Below are 17,177 nucleotides of genomic sequence, written 5' to 3' on the forward strand. Positions count from 1 at the left end.
AGAATAAAACAGTGATTCGCGCGCGTGAGCAGCAAAGGTATGAACGGAACGTATCAGGGAATGAAATGCCATTCAGGCGGTATGAATGACATCAAAAGGGGGCGCGACACTGCGTCACTAGTAAGCAAAGTGGCATGTTAATGATTAAGCGTAATTAGCCGTAAGATAATGTTTCAGATAGCTCTTTCTGTGAGCAGGTTTCCAGATTATTTGCCATGCTTACAGTTCACTTAACAGGAGGAAATATGAAAGACCGGACATATGAATCCAGTACCAGTGAGGATGACGTTTGCTGCATCATCGGTCAGGCGGTGATTGAACTCAGTACAGAACAACAGCCTGTGACCAAATCGACGCTGGCATTAAAACTGCTGTCGATGGCCGATCGTGATAGTGACGATGAGCGTGTTCTGCTTTACTGGATTGCGCGTAAAGCGATCAATCAACCACAGAAACTTCTTCAGCAGCAGTGGGCGTAATGCCCATCCGGACGCGGGTCTGAGCCCGCTCCGTGTCAGGTAGTGACCCCGCAATGGCTTGCCTGCCAGCGGGCAAACATCACGATATTGCCCAGCAGAATCATGACAAGGCCAGGGATGGCGCTGACATGCCACTCATACCCCTCAAAGCGCGTAGAGAGTGCCAGCGCAACCAGCGGAAACAGGACCGTTGTATAGGCAGCCCGACTGGCGCCGATGCGTCCCGCCAGTGTGAAGTAAGCGCCGAAACCCATCACCGATCCCACGATAGCCAGATAGAGCAATGCCCCAAACCACTGTGTATTCCATGTCGGCTGCAGCGAAACACCCTGCAGCAGCGAGACCAGTGCCATGATCAGCGCACCGTATAACATGCCGTAACTGTTAGTTGTCAGCACGTCACGTTGCAGACGCTGATGCCGCTGATTGATCATATTGCCGAATGAAAATCCCAGTGTGCCCAGCGCACTTAACCCAATGCCCCACATCAGCCCGGCAGAGGCCTGCGTGCTGCGCAGATCGTGCCAGAACAACGCCACAATGCCTGCCATGCCCAGCACGATGGCCGGAATCAGACGTGCGGAAGGGCGCTGACGGAAAAATATCCAGCTGTTAATGGCGTTATACATCACGGCCATCGAGAAAATGACCGACTCCAGTCCGCTGCTGATATAGCCGGAAGCGTAATAAAAGCAGACAAAGTTGAAGCCAAAGACGCTGCAGCCCTGGAGCATGCAGAAGAGATGATCGCGCAGCGTCAGCCTGTGCAGACGCTTTATCAGCTTAAGCAGCAATAACATGACCAGCGAGGCCAGCAAAAAACGCCAGAAGACAGCGACAGTTACGGCCCCTATGCCCGCAGACTGTTGCGCATAAATCGCAATCCAGGTCGTGCCCCAGATCAGCACGACTGAGAGATACAAAAACAGGTTCATTGCCAGATTCTCCACCCTAAAACGCCGAGTCTGCACCCGCAACGCTCCCTGGTCTTGCAGCGGATTGCGCAAGGTTTGCAAAATCTTGCGCATTTTTGCCGCCCGTCCCGATATGGCCTGTTTTCTGTCCCCTGCAATCCGTAAACTGGCCTTCTGTTTATCTGAACTGATGCTCCGATGCGTACCTATCAAACCTTTGAAATGCTGCAACGCCACAAAGCACAACTGCGTGATCAGGTGCAGCTTCACAGCGGCATTCAGCTGGCAGCCTGGTTCAATAGTGGCGATCGCGTGACAAACCTCAGCGATCATCACACGCTGAGCCTTTACGTAGCGGGCGGCTACGATACCTGGCATAAAACCCCGCATGGCTGGCGTAACGGTGGCGCACCGGACCGCTTCTGTCTGATGCCGGCTGGCACGGAATCGACCTGGGATCTGCGTGCGGATCTCGCCTTTGTTCATCTCTATTGCAGCGAGAACCAGCTGCGGCAACTGGCCGAAAGGGTCTGGGACCGTAATCCGGCGCAGTTAAACCTGCATGAGAAAATCTTTTCTGTTGATGACCGCATTACCCAGCTCTATCGACACTTTCTGCTGAGCAGCGACTGGCAACAGCCCGCCAGCCAGCTGACGCTGAGCAGCGCATCAACACTCCTGCTGACCCATCTGCTGCAGCACTACAGTGAAGTTAAATGGCGACTGCCCCAGGTGCGGGGTGGACTCGCTCCAGTGGTATTACGGCGGGTTCTGGAATTTATTGAAACCCATCTCGATCAGCCTTTAACCCTGGCGGTGCTGGCGCAGGAAGCGGCATTGAGTGAGTTTCACTTTGCCCGCATGTTTCGTCATACCACTAGCGAGGCACCACACCAGTTCGTGATGCGCCGTCGTATGGATCGTGCAAGGATGTTGCTTGAGCGGCCCGAGCTGACGCTGACCGATATTGCCCTTCAGTGTGGTTACCACTCTTCAGCCCACTTCAGCCATCGTTTCCGGCAGGTTTATGGCATGACGCCCTCGGCGTGTCGTCGGGAAAGTCGATGAACTTCTTAGCGGTAACAGAAATATTAGCAGCGCATAATAGCGCCACAAATCATTAACATTTCTTACTATAAAAACTAACCTTTTTGGGTGGGTTCCCGTTTTCACTTTCTGCCGTGATCCTGTAAAAAAAGCATTAACCGCACTTTTTAGCTATGGGTCATTTTTCTGCTTAATCCCGCAATGAACTACTTACTGAAACATTTTTTATTCCCAGCTATCATGCGCCTCACAAGCATAATCTTAAGAAAAATCTTATATATCAAATCAGTATAAGATTTTTGCTGGCAACTTTATCCTGTTACATGTGGTTACATATTATCATTTCCTTTGGCTGACCCACTATTTTTAAACTCGCGCCATGAGTGTTTATCTGAAAAATGAATTTCGGATTTACGCTCTTTCATCACGTCATATCGCCAGTAAATGGAATGTACTCGCTTCTGACTGCAGGTTCTGCTTTTCACTGAATGTTTAATGGCAGGAATGTTTTATGGCAGGGTAAGCCGTTCTTAATATTTGACACTGGCTGTGGCGGTTTCTATCACTCCATAGAACAGGGACAGCCATGTCTAACTCTTCCTTTCAGTCAGAAATCCCTAAAGCACGCATTAATCTCAAACTCGATTTGCATACGGGTGGCGCGAGCAAGAAAACCGAGCTTCCCCTGAAATTACTGGTGGCGGGCGACTTCAGTAATGGTCAGGAGTCTGCACCCCTGTCTGAGCGCAAAAAAATTAGCCTGAACAAAAATAATTTTGATTCTGTTCTTTCCGAATATTCCCCAAAAGTCAATCTGACCGTTAAAAACACGCTTTCCGGTGACGGTAGCGAAGACAACATCAGCCTGACCTTCAAGAGCATGAAAGATTTCACCCCGGAGCAGGTTTCCCGACAAATCCCTCAGCTGAAGGCGATGCTTTCCATGCGCAACCTGCTGCGCGATTTAAAGGCAAACCTGCTGGACAATCAGGCTTTCCGAAAGGAGCTGGAAAAAATTCTGCTCGACCCGGCGTTAAGCGCAGAACTCAGAGCCGAACTTTCAGCCCTGGCACCTAAGCAGCCATAACGGTCACGATGATTTAACGGATTTAAAAGGAAGATGCTGATGTCTGTAAAAAATGAGAATGCCGCAGGTAGCGAGAGTGTGGTGCTGGAACGTCCTGCTGCGGGCGGGGTTTATGCCTCCCTGTTTGAAAAAATCAACCTGAATCCGGTCTCTGAGCTGAGTGCGCTGGATATCTGGCAGGACGCGCAGGCGATGTCGGATGCGACCGCGGATGAACGATTAACGGCCGGGATGCAGGTGTTCCTGGAGTGCCTGACAAAATCAGGCTCAAAGGTTGAAAAACTCGACAAAAACCTGATTGACCACCATATCGCGGAGCTGGACTACCAGATTAGCCGTCAGCTGGATGCGGTAATGCATAGCGAAGAATTTCAGGCGGTGGAGAGCCTGTGGCGCGGCGTGAAATCTCTGGTCGACAAAACCGATTTCCGTCAGAACGTGAAGGTTGAGTTGCTGGATATGTCGAAAGAAGATCTGCGTCAGGACTTCGAAGACAGCCCGGAAATCATTCAGAGTGGACTGTATAAACACACATATATCGATGAGTATGACACACCGGGTGGCATAACCAGCAGCGGGTCGAACATTCAGCCAGGTATCGTGTTGGCTGCCACCGTGATGAATGATGCGACAGCATCCACCAGAGACTTTGCTGGTGATCCGGATGAAGATACGCCAGAGAGTGCAGTGAAGAGGGCTTACGTTGCGCAGTCGGAACAGCAGCCGAATGTGGAAGTGCTGGCAACTATGCCCACTCCGATAAAAAAATGGAAATCCTTCTCCGCCGGGATGTGTACCATGCTGGTAATAAGCATAGTTTCATTGTGGAGCTGGCATTTTCTTCACCGGCCAGACCCTCTACAGAATCAGCTTGCTGCTTCACTGGCTCCGTTCCCTGCACCTCTCACGTCTGAACAGTTGGGGATGTTGCGTCAGCAGACTCCGTTACCGCAGGATCTTATCGCACAGACACAGCGGCAGCTTGCCAGGCTGGATAAGTTGCCGCCTGACTGGAATATGGACTTCAGTCGACAGCTTGTAAAACAGGCGCAGGTGCTTTCGCCAGAGCAGGCTAAACCTCTGGCACAAAACTGGCAGCAGCAACTCAAGGCGATTGCATTACCGACAGAACATCTTGCTGACTGGTATCAGGGAATGACAACGCTACAAAAACTCAGCGACAGACTTAACGGGCTTGATGAGCAGAAAGGTAAATACGTAACGGTCAGTGAGCTGAAGTCAGTCGTTTTTTCAGCCATGCAGTCTTTCAGCCAATCGATACCGGCTGAAGAGCAGCTAAGGGCATTGTCACAAAATCCCGCAGGCGAACCTCTGCCTGCTGCTGCCAAAGCTCAGCTGGAGATGCACCTGAAGCAACTGATTGCCCGTTATGCAGAAATAAAACAGAATGCATCTAAATAAAAAATATCTGAAGCATTCGATGCAGCCAATTACCCATACCCGGCCGGTCATGATTACAACGCATTCGCAGGTGTTCATTCATTTGTCTGAAGAGCATAGCCATAGCCGTTAAACAATCAATGGTAAGTGAGCCGAAAAAAGGCAAAGGGGTGTAGCCGTCATTAATAGCATAATGTTGATTTTTAAGGGTTTTAAATGATGGGGGCGTTTTCAAAAGAGGAGAAGTCTGGTGTCCCCTGCAGAAATCGACCTTACGGTTAAGTGACTTATTTTAATAGAAAAATATGCTTCATAATAATTTATACCAACAAAGATACCAACAAAAGCTTCACTCTTCAAAACAGCTTTATAACGTTGATTGAACAGTGTTGATTATACTCTTTTCATGGAGAAATCGTGAAGGAGTAAGCATTGAAAAACTGGTCAACAGAAGATACCAAAGCAGTCAAATCCTGGCTGAACATTTCTAGCTATAGAAAGTTCGAAGAGACCACGCTCAACTGTCTCTATCATGAGTTGTGGGCTAGGGCCTTGCTCTTTAAACCCTGGCCCACGGAAGAAGAAAAGATCGGCCTCGGTGGATATATGAGACAGATCTTCAATGGGAAGCCTTTCCTCTTCGATCCCGAACAGCTTAACTACATGCAAGATGATCAAACTCTTCAAAGCCCACCGCATATCTTCATCACAGACATAAGCCGACTTGCTCAACTTAGTGTAACGGGTCTCCGGGTCAATCTGTTCTCCTGGGAGCAAGGTAGTGACGAGTACTGCGTAAACCTTCCCCACCATGAAGCCTATGTATCTACGGTTATGTCAGCGGTATGTGAGAGAACCGTCCTTTTAGAAATAGACCTTGCCAGTGGTACAGACGATGAGATTGCAGAGTCTATCAAGTCAGCTCTTCCGCAATGGAGACGCGTGAAGGGGATTGAAGCTGACGAGTCAGGGGCTGTGCGCTTCGGCTACGGCACAATCAAGAAGATTATCTCTTATCGTCTCATCGCAATGCTCGATGTTCTTTTATGGGCAAAGATGTATGAGCTGCGCGTTTCAGACGAGCGGCTTTCCAGACTGCTGTACACAGATGAAGACGACGAGGCAGTTATCCGTCTTAATTACCATATCAAAGACGCCGATAGACCACTGGCTATGAAAGCAGCAACCATTGATTTCGTTCGCCAATTCAACTTCTTCATAAATCGAAACCCCCACCTTAAAAATATGAGAGTTTCAGACGTCATGAAACTCTCGGATTCCAACTGACCCAGCCTCCAGTGGCTCCGTTGTCACGAGCCACACTCACCCTCCTAACTTTCCACCTGGTAATGTAGCTCTCATCGAAACAGAAGAGAGAGCGACAGCATGAACATTTCAAATATAAAACTCATTCGCTTAAGTGCGGTAATAAATAAAACAGGATATAGCAAGTCATGGATTTATAAGCTTATTAGGAACAAGCAATTTCCTCAACCTATCAAGATTGGCTCTCGTGCGGTGGCGTTTATTGAGGGTGAGATTGATGAATGGATTGAGATGTTAATTTCTAAATCACGAAACGAAACCATTTAAGAGGGGTTTAATATGAAACTGAACGATTTTATTAGTACTAATAAATATTTTAAGTCTATGAAAAAAGAATCATTTGATAAAAGATTCGACCATGATGCAGTTACAGCCATGTGTAATGATGAATTTTCTAAAAGCATTTCTTTCTGGTTAGGCGAGTATCTCTCAGGAAATATAAGCGGTGCAGTATCTACTGTTTTTGAATTTGAGTTTAAATTACAGTACGCAGTCTTTTCAATATGGATGTCTTTATTAAAGCAGAAAGCAGATGTTGAGAACCTGGCCAAAATAATCCTTTTGTTTAAATCAGAACATGATTTCAAAAACTTTAAGTTGTAAGGTTGTTTTAAATAAAGTGTATTTCTACGGGGGTAATTTAGCAGTGATAGGAATAGGGCCATGTATCATATCTATGGCCCTTCATATATGAATTGCAATCTGTCTTACTTTTTTATGGTTTCTGATAGTGCTTCAATATTCTAACCCAATAATTTCTGCTGCTTTTTAATTCTTTGAGTTAAATGATCGCTTCTGAGATAGGCAACACGTGTTCAGGGAAGTAAACCCACATAATTTCTATGTTGTTTTTAATATCGATCATAAGTTCTCCTTGATTTTTATTTATATATAAGCATTTTAAAACTAAAGCAACTATTGACTATTTAAAAAGTTGTGTTATTTAAAGTTAATGCTGTGAAAGTTGTCGATAAAAAATGGAAAGAATTAAGCGTCAAAATAAGCTAAAATTTGCAAAATTCTTTACGGTAATAATGCGAAGTCAGTTATATCAAGCTACGCAGAGTGTTTTTAAGGTATCAGGTAAATAGAAAAAGCCTAATATATACCTTATTAACATTTGGAAAGAATATTTAGTACCATCCTTTATTGACAGTTATTAAGCGGTATATTAATAAAATATTCTTGCAAAATTATTGTAGGTCATTGTTTTTGAATATTTAACCTATACCTTTTTTGCAAAGAATTTAACTGAAATAAAGGAGGGTTTATGGAAAGATTTGGTATTAAAACGTTTAAAATGAAAAATGGTGAGCGCTATTGCATTATAAAAAACAAGAAAACAGGTATCCCGGTATTTTATCCATGTTTATTTATTACAACGCAACTGAGAAATAGTAATGAATCGATAAAAACGATTGAGACTCAGGCAGGGTGTATCGCACTTTTTTATCGTTTTCTTTTTATACGTAACATAGACATTGAAGAGCGAATTCAAACAGCCAGATTCCTGGATAACAACGAAATTGATCTTCTGCGGGATTTTGTCGGGAAGAGGATGAGAACTGCGAAAGTGATTAATATCAAAGATCATCATCCTGGAGTATGCAGTGCGACAAAGTATATACGGCTTACGACAATAGCAAAATATCTCGAATGGTTGTGTCAGCTAACTATCAAAAATATAGATGATGGCTACAGGAAAATTTCCTACTTCGTGAAAAAAATAAAAGCCAGAAGGCCGAAGATAAAATACAGGAATTCAGAAGGCAACGTCTATAAAACAATCGAAGAAGAAGACCTGGAAATCCTTCTTTCAGTTATTGATCCTCAATGTGAATTGAATCCATTCGACAAAAAAGTTCGCCATAGAAATCAGCTTATAGTCATAATATTACATTCATTAGGGATAAGGTGTGGAGAGTTATTGAACCTGAGAGTTGAAGATATTGATTTTGCGGCGCAAATGCTTTTCGTAAGACGAAGGGCTGACAGTATTGAGGACACAAGAGTCAATCAGCCCCTCGTAAAAACGCTTGAAAGAAATTTACCCATGTCTGACGAACTTACCAGACTTCTCCATTCATATATTACAGGCGAAAGAAAAGCCAATATCAGAAAGAAAAAGCACGGATACCTTTTTATTACTCACAAAGAAGGAGAGACACGTGGCGATCCTCTGTCGGTTCCTTCATACCATAAGATCATTTACAGACTCAGAGGCATTGACTCAGGTTTAAGCCAGTTGACTGGACATAAGTTCAGACATACCTGGAACTATTTATTTTCGAAACTGATGGATGAAAGTACCGAGTATGTGAGTGAAGAGATGCAAGAGAAAATGCGTTCCAACCATATGGGTTGGGAGCCGGGTTCTGGAACAGCACAGACCTACAACAGACGGTTTATCGTTTCAAAATCAGAGGAAGCAGCCCTGGCAGTTCAGAAAGTTATTTTCCAAAAGCGCAGTGGGGTGTCTTATGAATAAATTAAATTTTCTGGACGCGCATCGAGATATCTTTCATGCAAAAAATGAAAGTTACACATTTGGATTGGATGATGAATTCTGGGAGTTAAGTAGAAATATAAAACTGAATGTGGGTGAGGTCACTAAAAGGTTGTCAGGCAACCTCAGGTTCGGCTATGTGAATACACTGAAATATTTCGCAGAAGAAATCAGCCCTGGTTCTGTTAAGCAAATTAACAGGGTTTTCATGAAATTCATTTCGTTTATGAGCTTTGATTCAATTGACGAAGCTGTAATGCTAACAACAAAATCAAGTGATAAGTTCTCGAATCAGGATCTCATTTGTCTCAGAATCCTAATCAAAAAATGGTATGAACTAGGTTTTGAGGGGATTACCAAAAATTGTGTAGACCTCGTTGATAACTGGACGATAAAAGACAATAAAAAGGGGGAGGTGGTTAAAAGACGAGACCCTTACCAGGGGCCTCTGACAGACATGGAGTTTGATAACTTTTACGATGCTGTCTCACGCGCATACCAGAAGGGGACGATATCCTATTCTGATCTGGCAATGGCTTTAATCACCATTCACACGGGCAGAAGAAGTTTACAAATCACACAGATAAAAACGAAAGATATCATAAAAGAAAGAGCTATAAACGAATGCTATATAAATATCCCCAGAATAAAGCAAGGTGAGAAGTATAGAGCCTCATTCAGGCGATTCAGAATTACAGATGAATTATTCAACATATTTAAAGAGCAGGCACGTATTGTTTCTGAGAGTTTTAGCAAGCAGATCGGTAGAAAACTCTCTGAGAAGGAGATATTAGAATTACCATTGTTTGTCTGTCAGGAAAGGCTTGAGGGGGTTGTTGAGTGTGAGAATTTACATGAGATTCTTTCTTCAGACAGACTTCATGCCTATGCGATAAAGTGCACTCAAACGCTCAAAAAAATAGCTACAACAGAGAACGTGATCTCGGAAAGGACGGGTGAAGTAATAAATATGAATGCCAGGCGGTTTCGCTATACCTTAGGAACCCGGCTTGCCAGAGAAGGTTATGGAGAAGTCGTCATAGGCGAATTACTTGATCATTCCACTTTAATGTATACAGGCGTTTATGTTCAGTCAGGTCCAGATAGTTTAAATAAAATCGAAGATGCCGTTTCAGTTGAGCTTAGCTACTATGCAAAGATGTTTCAGGGAGTGCTGATTAACAAAAGTGAGGATAAATATCCCGGCGGCAATATCAGAATCAATACTGGTGAAAAGTCAGGGCAATGCGCCAGTTGCAAATCCTGCACAGCATGTGTGCCCATCCCCTGTTACACCTGCATGCATTTCAGACCTTTTGTTGAAGGGCCGCATGAAAAATTACTCGAATATTTACTCGATGAGCGTAACAGGATTCAGTGCATAGTGTCTGATCCTGTGACTACACAGATACTGGACAGAACAATTATTGCAGTATCAGAGGTGATAAATAAGTGCAAAGAAATCAAATCAAACCCGGAGGTGTTAAATGGATAATATTAAAAATGATAAGTTAAAAGTGCTCGAAACGCGCAGGGAAAAATATTGCGCGCAGAAAATAGATGATTTTGTGAGCTACTGTCGGTTCACTCTCAATAAAAACGACCTTGTGAGCTGGGAGGAGGTTAACTGGTCAAAAGTTTTCCTTTTCACTAAAACCCCTGTCAAAGGCGTCAAAAAAAGCTCTGTTATTGTAAATGAGCCATTAGACAAGAATTTTATTGAGTTCGCTAAAAGCTATATCCTTTACCACTACATGAATGGAGGCAAGAAAATCAATCAGCGTCTGAATATCGTTTTCAGAACACTTGAGGCAGCCCTCTTGCAGGTCAATGGGCGGAGTCATATTCAGTACGTTAATCTCACTGTTCTGGAACAGTGCGTTGTCACCTTAAGAAGCGCATACAACAAAGCAGTAGCGCATGCCTGCGGTAAAGTACTGGAAGGACTGGTTTCATTTCTCAGAGAAAAAGAATTCCTGATCATGCAGTCACTGCTCTGGAAGAGCCCACTCAGAGCGCAGGAAGCAAGCAACAGGCTCACTAAAACTGCACAAGAGGCCCGTGAGGCAAAGTTACCTGACGAAGAGTCGTTGAATGCTATCGCTGAAATTTTCGCACTTCCTGACGATCAGCTTTCAGAAATGGACTTGTTCATAAGCTCCGTCTTTGCATTGCTCATGTGCGCACCTTCCAGAGTAACCGAAATCCTGACGCTCCCTGCTGATTGTGAAATCCGTGAGGCGGACAGGGAAGGAAAGCTGAGGTACGGGCTGAGCTTCTATTCCGTGAAGGGGTTTGGTGGAAATGTGAAATGGATACCTGAAGTCATGGTTCCGGTTGCTGAGATAGCTATCAGGAGGCTGAGTACTCTTTCAGAAAACGCCCGCACATATGCCAGAGAGATTGAGATTTCCGGTAAGGGCCGTGAGCTTTACCCTGATTTTCCCTGGTACGATAAAGAAAAGAACATTCGATACAGCAATGCACTATGTCTTCTGTTCCGGTATCAGCTCAGTGCAGGTTTAACAACGCAAAGAAGTCTTTTCAGACCCACTGCCACTCTGGTTAGCGCCAATCTGGGAAGCACTGAGTATCGCCGGACTCACTCTATTAAAACAATTTTTGACAGGCACGGATACATAGGGGCAAATGGGAATAGCCTTTCCCTCAGAAGTCACCAGGCAAGACACTTACTCAATACGATTGCACAACGTGGTGGGCTTGGAGATTTTGAACTAGCTAAGTGGTCAGGACGAGTGAGGGAAACACAAAACAGAACCTATAACCACGTCAGCCAGGAAGAGAAGGTTCGGGAATCAGTTAAGCATGGTGTACAGAATATCGGCATTAAACCAGAAAACACCACCCCAAGAGCTATAGCAAACCCTTCATGGCGTATTGATGTCAAAGATACAGGCCACGCAGCCATTCACGTGACAGAGTTCGGCTACTGCACTCATGACTACGTAATCTCTCCGTGTACGAAGTTCAGGGACTGTATCAATTGCAGCAATCATGTGTGCGTGAAAGGGGACAAAGCCTCGCTAGGCAGGCTGGAAGCTACTGCGGCCTACACAGAGCAGCTTCTTGAAAAGGCAAAGGTTGATATGGAAGAGGAATACGGGGCTGACAAGTGGGCGGCCTATCACGAAAAAACTCAAGCAAGACTTCTGGATTTGATAGCGTTACTCAAAAGCAAAAATCTTGAGGACGGGGCGCTGGTAAGACTGGAGGGTGATGATTTTACACATATGAAAAATCTCACAGGCGCGAGCAGAAATGAACTGATTGGAAATGAAAGGATTAATCATAATTAAAAGGAGAGTCATATGGCTAAACATCTAGATAATAAAGATATCAGCATAATTAAAAACACAATAGCAGGTTGGGACAGTGAGAAATCAGGTAAGCTTTCATGGGAATATCTTTGTGACAGGCTTGAACCTCTGATTGGTAAGCGACCAACCCGTCAGTCACTGGGGCTTCACAAAGATATTGTCATGGCTTTCAATATTAAGAAGGAAAATATTAAGTCTGGAAACGATGAAGAAAAACGGCCAGCTAATTTAAAAATGGCCTCACAGCGTATCAGTAATCTCGAATTCAAAAATAAAGTACTGGCAGAAGAGCTCAGGAGTCTGGAAGAGAGGTTTGTTGTATGGCAGTTTAATGCTATAAATCACGGAATCAGTTTTGAACAACTTAATAATGGGTTGCCCAAGATAGACAGGGAAACGAATGCTGATTAAATATTTGATTGCGCAGATGTTGCGCAATTTAAATTATATGTTATCTTGTATATACAACCAAGGAGTGGTTGATCAATTTTGCAAGGACGCAATCTATGAAACATACAGACGCTCTTTCAAGGGAAGAAAAGTTACTTTTGCTTTTACAAATGTTCATTGAGAGATTAAAAAAATCAGGTTTTTCACAGGACAAGATAATTCGCTATATGTGGCTATTCTGTGTCGGCTACTACATTAAGTACTACCTTCCACAATCTAAAACAGATCTTGCAGATCGTTTTACGATCATATCTATGCTTTCAAACGCTCTAAAATCAAGCTCATCAAGAATCATTCAGCAGCTCGGCTATGAACATGAGATCACGTTTTTCTTTCGCTTTATGATTCATTATGCCATTGATAATGAAGAAGAGGCTGAGGCCGTTTATCGTGAGGAAAGGGTAAAGTATGAGAAAGCTGTACTCCTGAATCAGGTTGTTGCGGCCAGAAGAAAGAGAAAGAAAAGGAGAATTTAAAAAATACCCTACATTTGCACATTACACTTTTAATATTTTTAGTGAGGGTGGATGTCCGATCCATGATTAACAACATTAAAATTAATTTTAGATTAAATAAGGAAAATTATTAATCCCATTTTTATTAGCAATATTACATGGAGTTTTCATTGCCATATTAGCATCCAATAAATAATAAGCTGAAAAATCTATACATCACAAATAAGAAACTATGAGAATGACATTCTGTAACGAGCAGTAAAAAGGATAACTTTCAATTATAGCGGTAATTTCAATATTATATTAGTATGCCAAAAAAATGGCAAGTTATTTACAGTAAGTTGGTTAAAAGCGAATTTAGCTTCACATTATTTTGCTAAACTCGCTCAGTGATTAACTCATGAATGAGCTTAATATTTCTTTTGTTACCAGTCCGTTTGTAGATATGTAATCTTCTGCTTTTGCTTTAACCATTTCTGTTTCTGTTTCTGTTTTATATCTATCACGAGATATATCAATTCCAGATGTCATAATAATATTAATTGCAAGGCTTATAAGTATAAAGCTATGAGTGTCGTTGACAAGTATTTTTTTTAAGCTTTCGCACTTTCTCTCGAGCTCATTACTATTGGATGGCAGTTTGTTTTTACCCATGACTATTATTTTTATAACCATAAGCGCAAGATACTTATATTTTTTGTGATCTTTTTTAAGATTCTCACTTCTAAAAAGCTGGTCTATTCTAAATAATGTTAATGAGCAAACGTAATATGGTGGTAATTTATGGCTTAAACTGAATATTTGGCTTTTGAAACGGTTGAAGATAGTTCCATAATAACCACTAACTAAGTGGGGAGAGTCTAGAAACATAGATGCATAGCATTTAACCTGCGTGGCAATTGAAACTATCTGTGTTTTCTTGATTGTCAGAGAGTTATACTGTTGAGAACGCCGTTCATAATATAATGGAACGGATTTTTCAGTGTTATAATACAACTCCAGCTGTTTCTGGAAAATACTTAAAGCTTCTAGTTGCTCAGGCTTTACTTCAGTTTGGCTGTTCGTGGCTAAAGTGATATCTGTCTTTATATCATCATCATTTGTAACTATGATTTTTATTGGGACATATACGTTCTCAATTCCAGCTAAGTTTTGGCAACTATGTAAAACATTACTGGTTTGGCAACCATTTACTATTTGATAATCGTGTAGCGTAAATCTATTACCTGCTGAAATTAAAGAGCTTGTAACGACAGTTACACCATTATTAAGAACGCTAAATAAATCAAACTTTCCATCCTCTAGAGTTGTCTTGATTTTTGTGTTTACAGGATTGTCACCTTGAAAATCTCTCACATTATCATAAAATATATTATAAATCGTTCCATTTTCATCTTGTATTAATTTAATGTATTCTGAAAATGGCACTACACCAAAAAACGATTCTTTAATTCCAGTTATATCGGGTAGAGTTATTCTATTAGGTAGGTTGATAGTTATTGAAAGTTTGTTTTTTGTATCGAGATACAATTTCTGTATATCGATAGCACCATAAGGATTGAAAACAACCTTCTCGGAAATAGCTAACTCCTGAATTTCTCGTTTTGAGCTTTCAATTAATGATACTAAATGTGTATCGTCAACCCATACGCCAGTACAAACATAATAAAGTCGAATTATTGGCAAGCGAGAATGCATCATGTCAGAATGAGAAAGGATTTTATTCCAAAGTTTTTTTATATCCTTAACTTTCTGGTTTTGAGGGAGAGATGAATTGTCAGCAAGAAAGTCTTTAACACCATGACAGAAATTCAGTATCTGAGAACCGTCAAAAGATGAAGTGGTTTTTGATTGTATGAATATTATGTCGACATCAATATAAGAGCAGTTTGGTATAAAATCATCAAAGCTTTCAACGGAGTCGATAATTTTTCCATTGATCGATATAACAATACCATCAATTGCACAGTCATTGCCAGAACCGGTGTGAATATCTTCTAAATCAAATGTGCTTCTTATTAATTTTGAAACTATTGAAAAGTTTGAAAAATGTTCAAATCTAACGCTTTTTTCAAGACGATTTAACTCATTCTGTTCTGTAAATGTATCAAGAAGCGAGTTTGTTATTCTATCCATTTCTTTTCCTTTTAATCATTACTCAATAATAATAAGATTATTGATTCTTGTTCATTTTAAAGATTACGCAACCACCCGTTATAAAAATTTTTCTTGCTTCACTACATTACCTTCATAACTTGAAAAGCCTAGTACTCCTTCTAGTCCTTCGATCAACCACTTATGTACAAATATTCATCTAGAAAATTCAGTGCTCTTCGTATTTTTAAAATTTATTGCGTATATGATAAACGATCTTAGTAATGGCTTATTCACAAGTCCTTGAAGCTTATTGAACAGATGGTCACATTATACGAAAAATTACTGACTAAGCAGGATTACTTGAGTACGAAAATGGTTCTGTTAGCTCACCTTTATGCTTTGAGGTTGCTCTCTAACTCTGATAGGTATCTATCTCCATCGCCCCCGATAGTGCCAAAGATGTTATCTCCCACTGCGGCAAGTAAAGTGATAAAACCAAAGTGTTTCAGCATACAGTGGCGGGTAGCTTCTGAGCTGCTGTCTCTGAAAAGCGTGCACGTTTGGAACCCGAGCCTGACAGGTTGTTGGATTTCGCAGTGCGCTGATGAGAGATTACATTGCATGCTTTTTTTCCAATGAAAAACTCAGTTATTCAATTAAAATTCGATAGTTTCTACCTAGAGATCCCCTATAAAATTTCTTGTGTATTATAAATAAATTTAATGTTTAAGGCAAAAGGTATTGGTTTTATGGCGGAATTGCAATCCTGTGAAATTTTTATAGCTATATAATTGATTATAATAAGATTTCGAGGTGGGGAAAGGAGAGTAATGCTAATGTTCGGTCTTTTATAAAAAAATATGAAGGGCTACCTAACTCAAATTATGTAGCCTCAATAAGAATTTATTGGGTTAAATTATGGTGATACGTTCCAGTTTCCATCACTCTTCGTAAATTTGAATTCAGCTACGGTTTGCTTTTCGCCCATGAATGGTAGTGTTATATCAGTATTCACTTTGCAAAGGTATGTACCTTTGGCCTCTGACTCTTTGCAGGAAACCTTCTCCGCTTTGTTCAGAGTCGTGAGCATGTCTTTGCTGTTCTCACCGAACCGCTGTCTGGCTTGCTGGTTTGTGTGCTCAATGTTTTCCTGCATAGCTTTCTGGATTTCGGAAGAGGAGGGTTCGCTGTCGCAACCAGTGAGCAAAACTGACAAAGACAGGACTACAACTGTTGAAATTTTATTCATTTCTTAATCCCTTATTTGATATTGATAATTATTGTGTTGCTGTGGTTTTGTTGAGTGTCTGATCAAAAATTTCACACCACTGTTTTAATTGCATTTCCGTATCACGGATCCCGCGTTCATGGTGAAACCGGCCTTTACGGGGGTGAAATTTGATCTGCCATTCCGGGCATTCAATATCTTTCACCTGGATAAAGAACCCTGAGTTTTCGAAATTTTTAAGGCGGGTAAGGTTGTTGTGACCCTTCGCTCCCGCCATACCAACTAAATCAAAAGCTACGATTTCACCTCCAACGGCTAAGTGATATCGCCAGCCTTTGACGTCACTGAACTTGTAAGCTTTCTTGCGCTTACCAGCTTCCAGGGTCAGCAACTCGCGATTCGTATCAATGGTCATTTTGCTGTCCTGGAACTCATGGCTCCATAGACCGTTGTCATTGACGTTCAGCTGGTCGATAGTCGAGGCGTTTGCTCTTTTGTGTGTGTACGACACATATGCCGTAAGGAGTAAGAAGAAGGCAGGTAATGTCCACATGAACAGGAAACCTGCAGTGTCCTTGGGGTTTGAATCAGTCAGTATCCAGACAATCACCAGTACAACAATCCATAACCTGATAGAACGAAAGAAAGAAGGTTTACGTACTTTCTGACCATTCAAAGCCGCTGTGTCCATTTTATATACCTTTGACGTTATGTGATTCATAACTAGCTGATTGATAACTGCTTTTACGACGCATTTTTGAACGAGTTCAAAACTTAAGCAAATCACTTGTACCGATCGATGATCCTTTTTTGATAGTCAATGACTATCATATATGGTTTATCGATCTG

General features: G+C 42.0%; 15 protein-coding genes and 2 pseudogenes. 13 read left to right on the plus strand and 4 right to left on the minus strand.

From position 1 onward, the window contains the following. Positions 1-245 precede the first annotated feature (245 nt). Positions 246-479 (plus strand): hypothetical protein, encoded by a 234-nt coding sequence (locus ACTJKZ_RS01000; RefSeq protein WP_090958994.1) that lies wholly within the window; start codon positions 246-248, stop codon positions 477-479. A 35-nt stretch (positions 480-514) separates the two neighbouring features. Here ACTJKZ_RS01000 and ACTJKZ_RS01005 read toward each other — a convergent pair whose 3' ends face one another. Further along, on the minus strand, positions 515-1,414 hold the full coding sequence (locus ACTJKZ_RS01005; RefSeq protein WP_440829097.1) for a DMT family transporter: 900 nt from the start codon (positions 1,412-1,414) through the stop codon (positions 515-517). A gap of 177 nt (positions 1,415-1,591) precedes the next feature. Between ACTJKZ_RS01005 and ACTJKZ_RS01010 the strand changes: the two genes are divergently transcribed. From ACTJKZ_RS01010 to ACTJKZ_RS01065, 12 genes and pseudogenes are all read left to right on the plus strand, one after another. Further along, positions 1,592-2,461, plus strand: coding sequence for a helix-turn-helix domain-containing protein (locus tag ACTJKZ_RS01010; RefSeq protein WP_161735049.1), 870 nt, complete (start codon positions 1,592-1,594; stop codon positions 2,459-2,461). A gap of 565 nt (positions 2,462-3,026) precedes the next feature. Continuing rightward, the gene (gene tssB, locus ACTJKZ_RS01015; protein WP_440829098.1) at positions 3,027-3,527 is read left to right on the plus strand and encodes a type VI secretion system contractile sheath small subunit; all 501 of its coding nucleotides are present in this window, start codon (positions 3,027-3,029) and stop codon (positions 3,525-3,527) included. A gap of 33 nt (positions 3,528-3,560) precedes the next feature. Further along, positions 3,561-4,091, plus strand: a pseudogene (locus ACTJKZ_RS01020) (type VI secretion system contractile sheath domain-containing protein); the annotation flags it as partial. 3 nt (positions 4,092-4,094) lie between these two features. Continuing rightward, positions 4,095-4,949, plus strand: a pseudogene (locus ACTJKZ_RS01025) (VasL domain-containing protein); the annotation flags it as partial. A gap of 411 nt (positions 4,950-5,360) precedes the next feature. After that, positions 5,361-6,215: a DUF6387 family protein gene (locus ACTJKZ_RS01030; RefSeq protein WP_109651108.1), complete on the plus strand. Its 855-nt coding sequence runs from the start codon at positions 5,361-5,363 to the stop codon at positions 6,213-6,215. Positions 6,216-6,314: 99 nt separating this feature from the next. Then, on the plus strand, positions 6,315-6,521 hold the full coding sequence (locus ACTJKZ_RS01035; protein WP_050679705.1) for a helix-turn-helix transcriptional regulator: 207 nt from the start codon (positions 6,315-6,317) through the stop codon (positions 6,519-6,521). Between the two features lie 12 nt (positions 6,522-6,533). Next, the gene (locus ACTJKZ_RS01040; RefSeq protein ID WP_440829099.1) at positions 6,534-6,857 is read left to right on the plus strand and encodes a hypothetical protein; all 324 of its coding nucleotides are present in this window, start codon (positions 6,534-6,536) and stop codon (positions 6,855-6,857) included. A gap of 667 nt (positions 6,858-7,524) precedes the next feature. Further along, positions 7,525-8,742 carry a tyrosine-type recombinase/integrase gene (locus ACTJKZ_RS01045; RefSeq protein ID WP_440829100.1) on the plus strand — a complete coding sequence of 406 codons (1,218 nt, stop codon included), beginning with the start codon at positions 7,525-7,527 and terminating at the stop codon, positions 8,740-8,742. After that, a complete protein-coding gene (locus ACTJKZ_RS01050; RefSeq protein ID WP_062758647.1) occupies positions 8,735-10,255 on the plus strand; it encodes a site-specific integrase in 1,521 nt (506 codons plus the stop codon). The genes ACTJKZ_RS01045 and ACTJKZ_RS01050 overlap by 8 nt, the downstream gene beginning before the upstream one ends. Beyond that, positions 10,248-12,077, plus strand: a complete 1,830-nt coding sequence (locus ACTJKZ_RS01055) for a hypothetical protein (RefSeq protein ID WP_083069130.1) — start codon at positions 10,248-10,250, stop codon at positions 12,075-12,077. Before ACTJKZ_RS01050 ends, ACTJKZ_RS01055 begins: the two co-directional genes overlap by 8 nt. A gap of 12 nt (positions 12,078-12,089) precedes the next feature. Beyond that, on the plus strand, positions 12,090-12,509 hold the full coding sequence (locus tag ACTJKZ_RS01060; protein ID WP_083069128.1) for a hypothetical protein: 420 nt from the start codon (positions 12,090-12,092) through the stop codon (positions 12,507-12,509). A gap of 95 nt (positions 12,510-12,604) precedes the next feature. Continuing rightward, a complete protein-coding gene (locus tag ACTJKZ_RS01065; protein ID WP_083069125.1) occupies positions 12,605-13,024 on the plus strand; it encodes a hypothetical protein in 420 nt (139 codons plus the stop codon). A 372-nt stretch (positions 13,025-13,396) separates the two neighbouring features. Here the strand turns inward: ACTJKZ_RS01065 and ACTJKZ_RS01070 are convergent, their stop codons facing one another. The 3 genes from ACTJKZ_RS01070 to ACTJKZ_RS01080 form a co-directional block, all read right to left on the minus strand. Then, positions 13,397-15,139 (minus strand): AIPR family protein, encoded by a 1,743-nt coding sequence (locus ACTJKZ_RS01070; protein WP_440829101.1) that lies wholly within the window; start codon positions 15,137-15,139, stop codon positions 13,397-13,399. 877 nt (positions 15,140-16,016) lie between these two features. Next, positions 16,017-16,349 carry a hypothetical protein gene (locus ACTJKZ_RS01075; protein ID WP_083069121.1) on the minus strand — a complete coding sequence of 111 codons (333 nt, stop codon included), beginning with the start codon at positions 16,347-16,349 and terminating at the stop codon, positions 16,017-16,019. A 28-nt stretch (positions 16,350-16,377) separates the two neighbouring features. Then, a complete protein-coding gene (locus tag ACTJKZ_RS01080; protein ID WP_440829102.1) occupies positions 16,378-17,019 on the minus strand; it encodes a DUF4755 domain-containing protein in 642 nt (213 codons plus the stop codon). Positions 17,020-17,177 lie beyond the last annotated feature (158 nt).

Origin of the sequence: Pantoea sp. 22096 (assembly GCF_052045955.1) — a bacterium.
Taxonomy (GTDB): domain Bacteria; phylum Pseudomonadota; class Gammaproteobacteria; order Enterobacterales; family Enterobacteriaceae; genus Pantoea; species Pantoea alfalfae.

Coding starts and splice junctions, on each gene's coding strand:
- ACTJKZ_RS01065 (WP_083069125.1), top strand. CDS start 12,605: ATGAAACATACAGACGCTCTTTCAAGGGAAGAAAAGTTACTTTTGCTT.
- ACTJKZ_RS01050 (WP_062758647.1), top strand. CDS start 8,735: ATGAATAAATTAAATTTTCTGGACGCGCATCGAGATATCTTTCATGCA.
- ACTJKZ_RS01035 (WP_050679705.1), top strand. CDS start 6,315: ATGAACATTTCAAATATAAAACTCATTCGCTTAAGTGCGGTAATAAAT.
- ACTJKZ_RS01040 (WP_440829099.1), top strand. CDS start 6,534: ATGAAACTGAACGATTTTATTAGTACTAATAAATATTTTAAGTCTATG.
- ACTJKZ_RS01060 (WP_083069128.1), top strand. CDS start 12,090: ATGGCTAAACATCTAGATAATAAAGATATCAGCATAATTAAAAACACA.
- ACTJKZ_RS01000 (WP_090958994.1), top strand. CDS start 246: ATGAAAGACCGGACATATGAATCCAGTACCAGTGAGGATGACGTTTGC.
- ACTJKZ_RS01045 (WP_440829100.1), top strand. CDS start 7,525: ATGGAAAGATTTGGTATTAAAACGTTTAAAATGAAAAATGGTGAGCGC.
- ACTJKZ_RS01070 (WP_440829101.1), bottom strand. CDS start 15,139: ATGGATAGAATAACAAACTCGCTTCTTGATACATTTACAGAACAGAAT.
- tssB (WP_440829098.1), top strand. CDS start 3,027: ATGTCTAACTCTTCCTTTCAGTCAGAAATCCCTAAAGCACGCATTAAT.
- ACTJKZ_RS01055 (WP_083069130.1), top strand. CDS start 10,248: ATGGATAATATTAAAAATGATAAGTTAAAAGTGCTCGAAACGCGCAGG.
- ACTJKZ_RS01010 (WP_161735049.1), top strand. CDS start 1,592: ATGCGTACCTATCAAACCTTTGAAATGCTGCAACGCCACAAAGCACAA.
- ACTJKZ_RS01005 (WP_440829097.1), bottom strand. CDS start 1,414: ATGAACCTGTTTTTGTATCTCTCAGTCGTGCTGATCTGGGGCACGACC.
- ACTJKZ_RS01075 (WP_083069121.1), bottom strand. CDS start 16,349: ATGAATAAAATTTCAACAGTTGTAGTCCTGTCTTTGTCAGTTTTGCTC.
- ACTJKZ_RS01080 (WP_440829102.1), bottom strand. CDS start 17,019: ATGGACACAGCGGCTTTGAATGGTCAGAAAGTACGTAAACCTTCTTTC.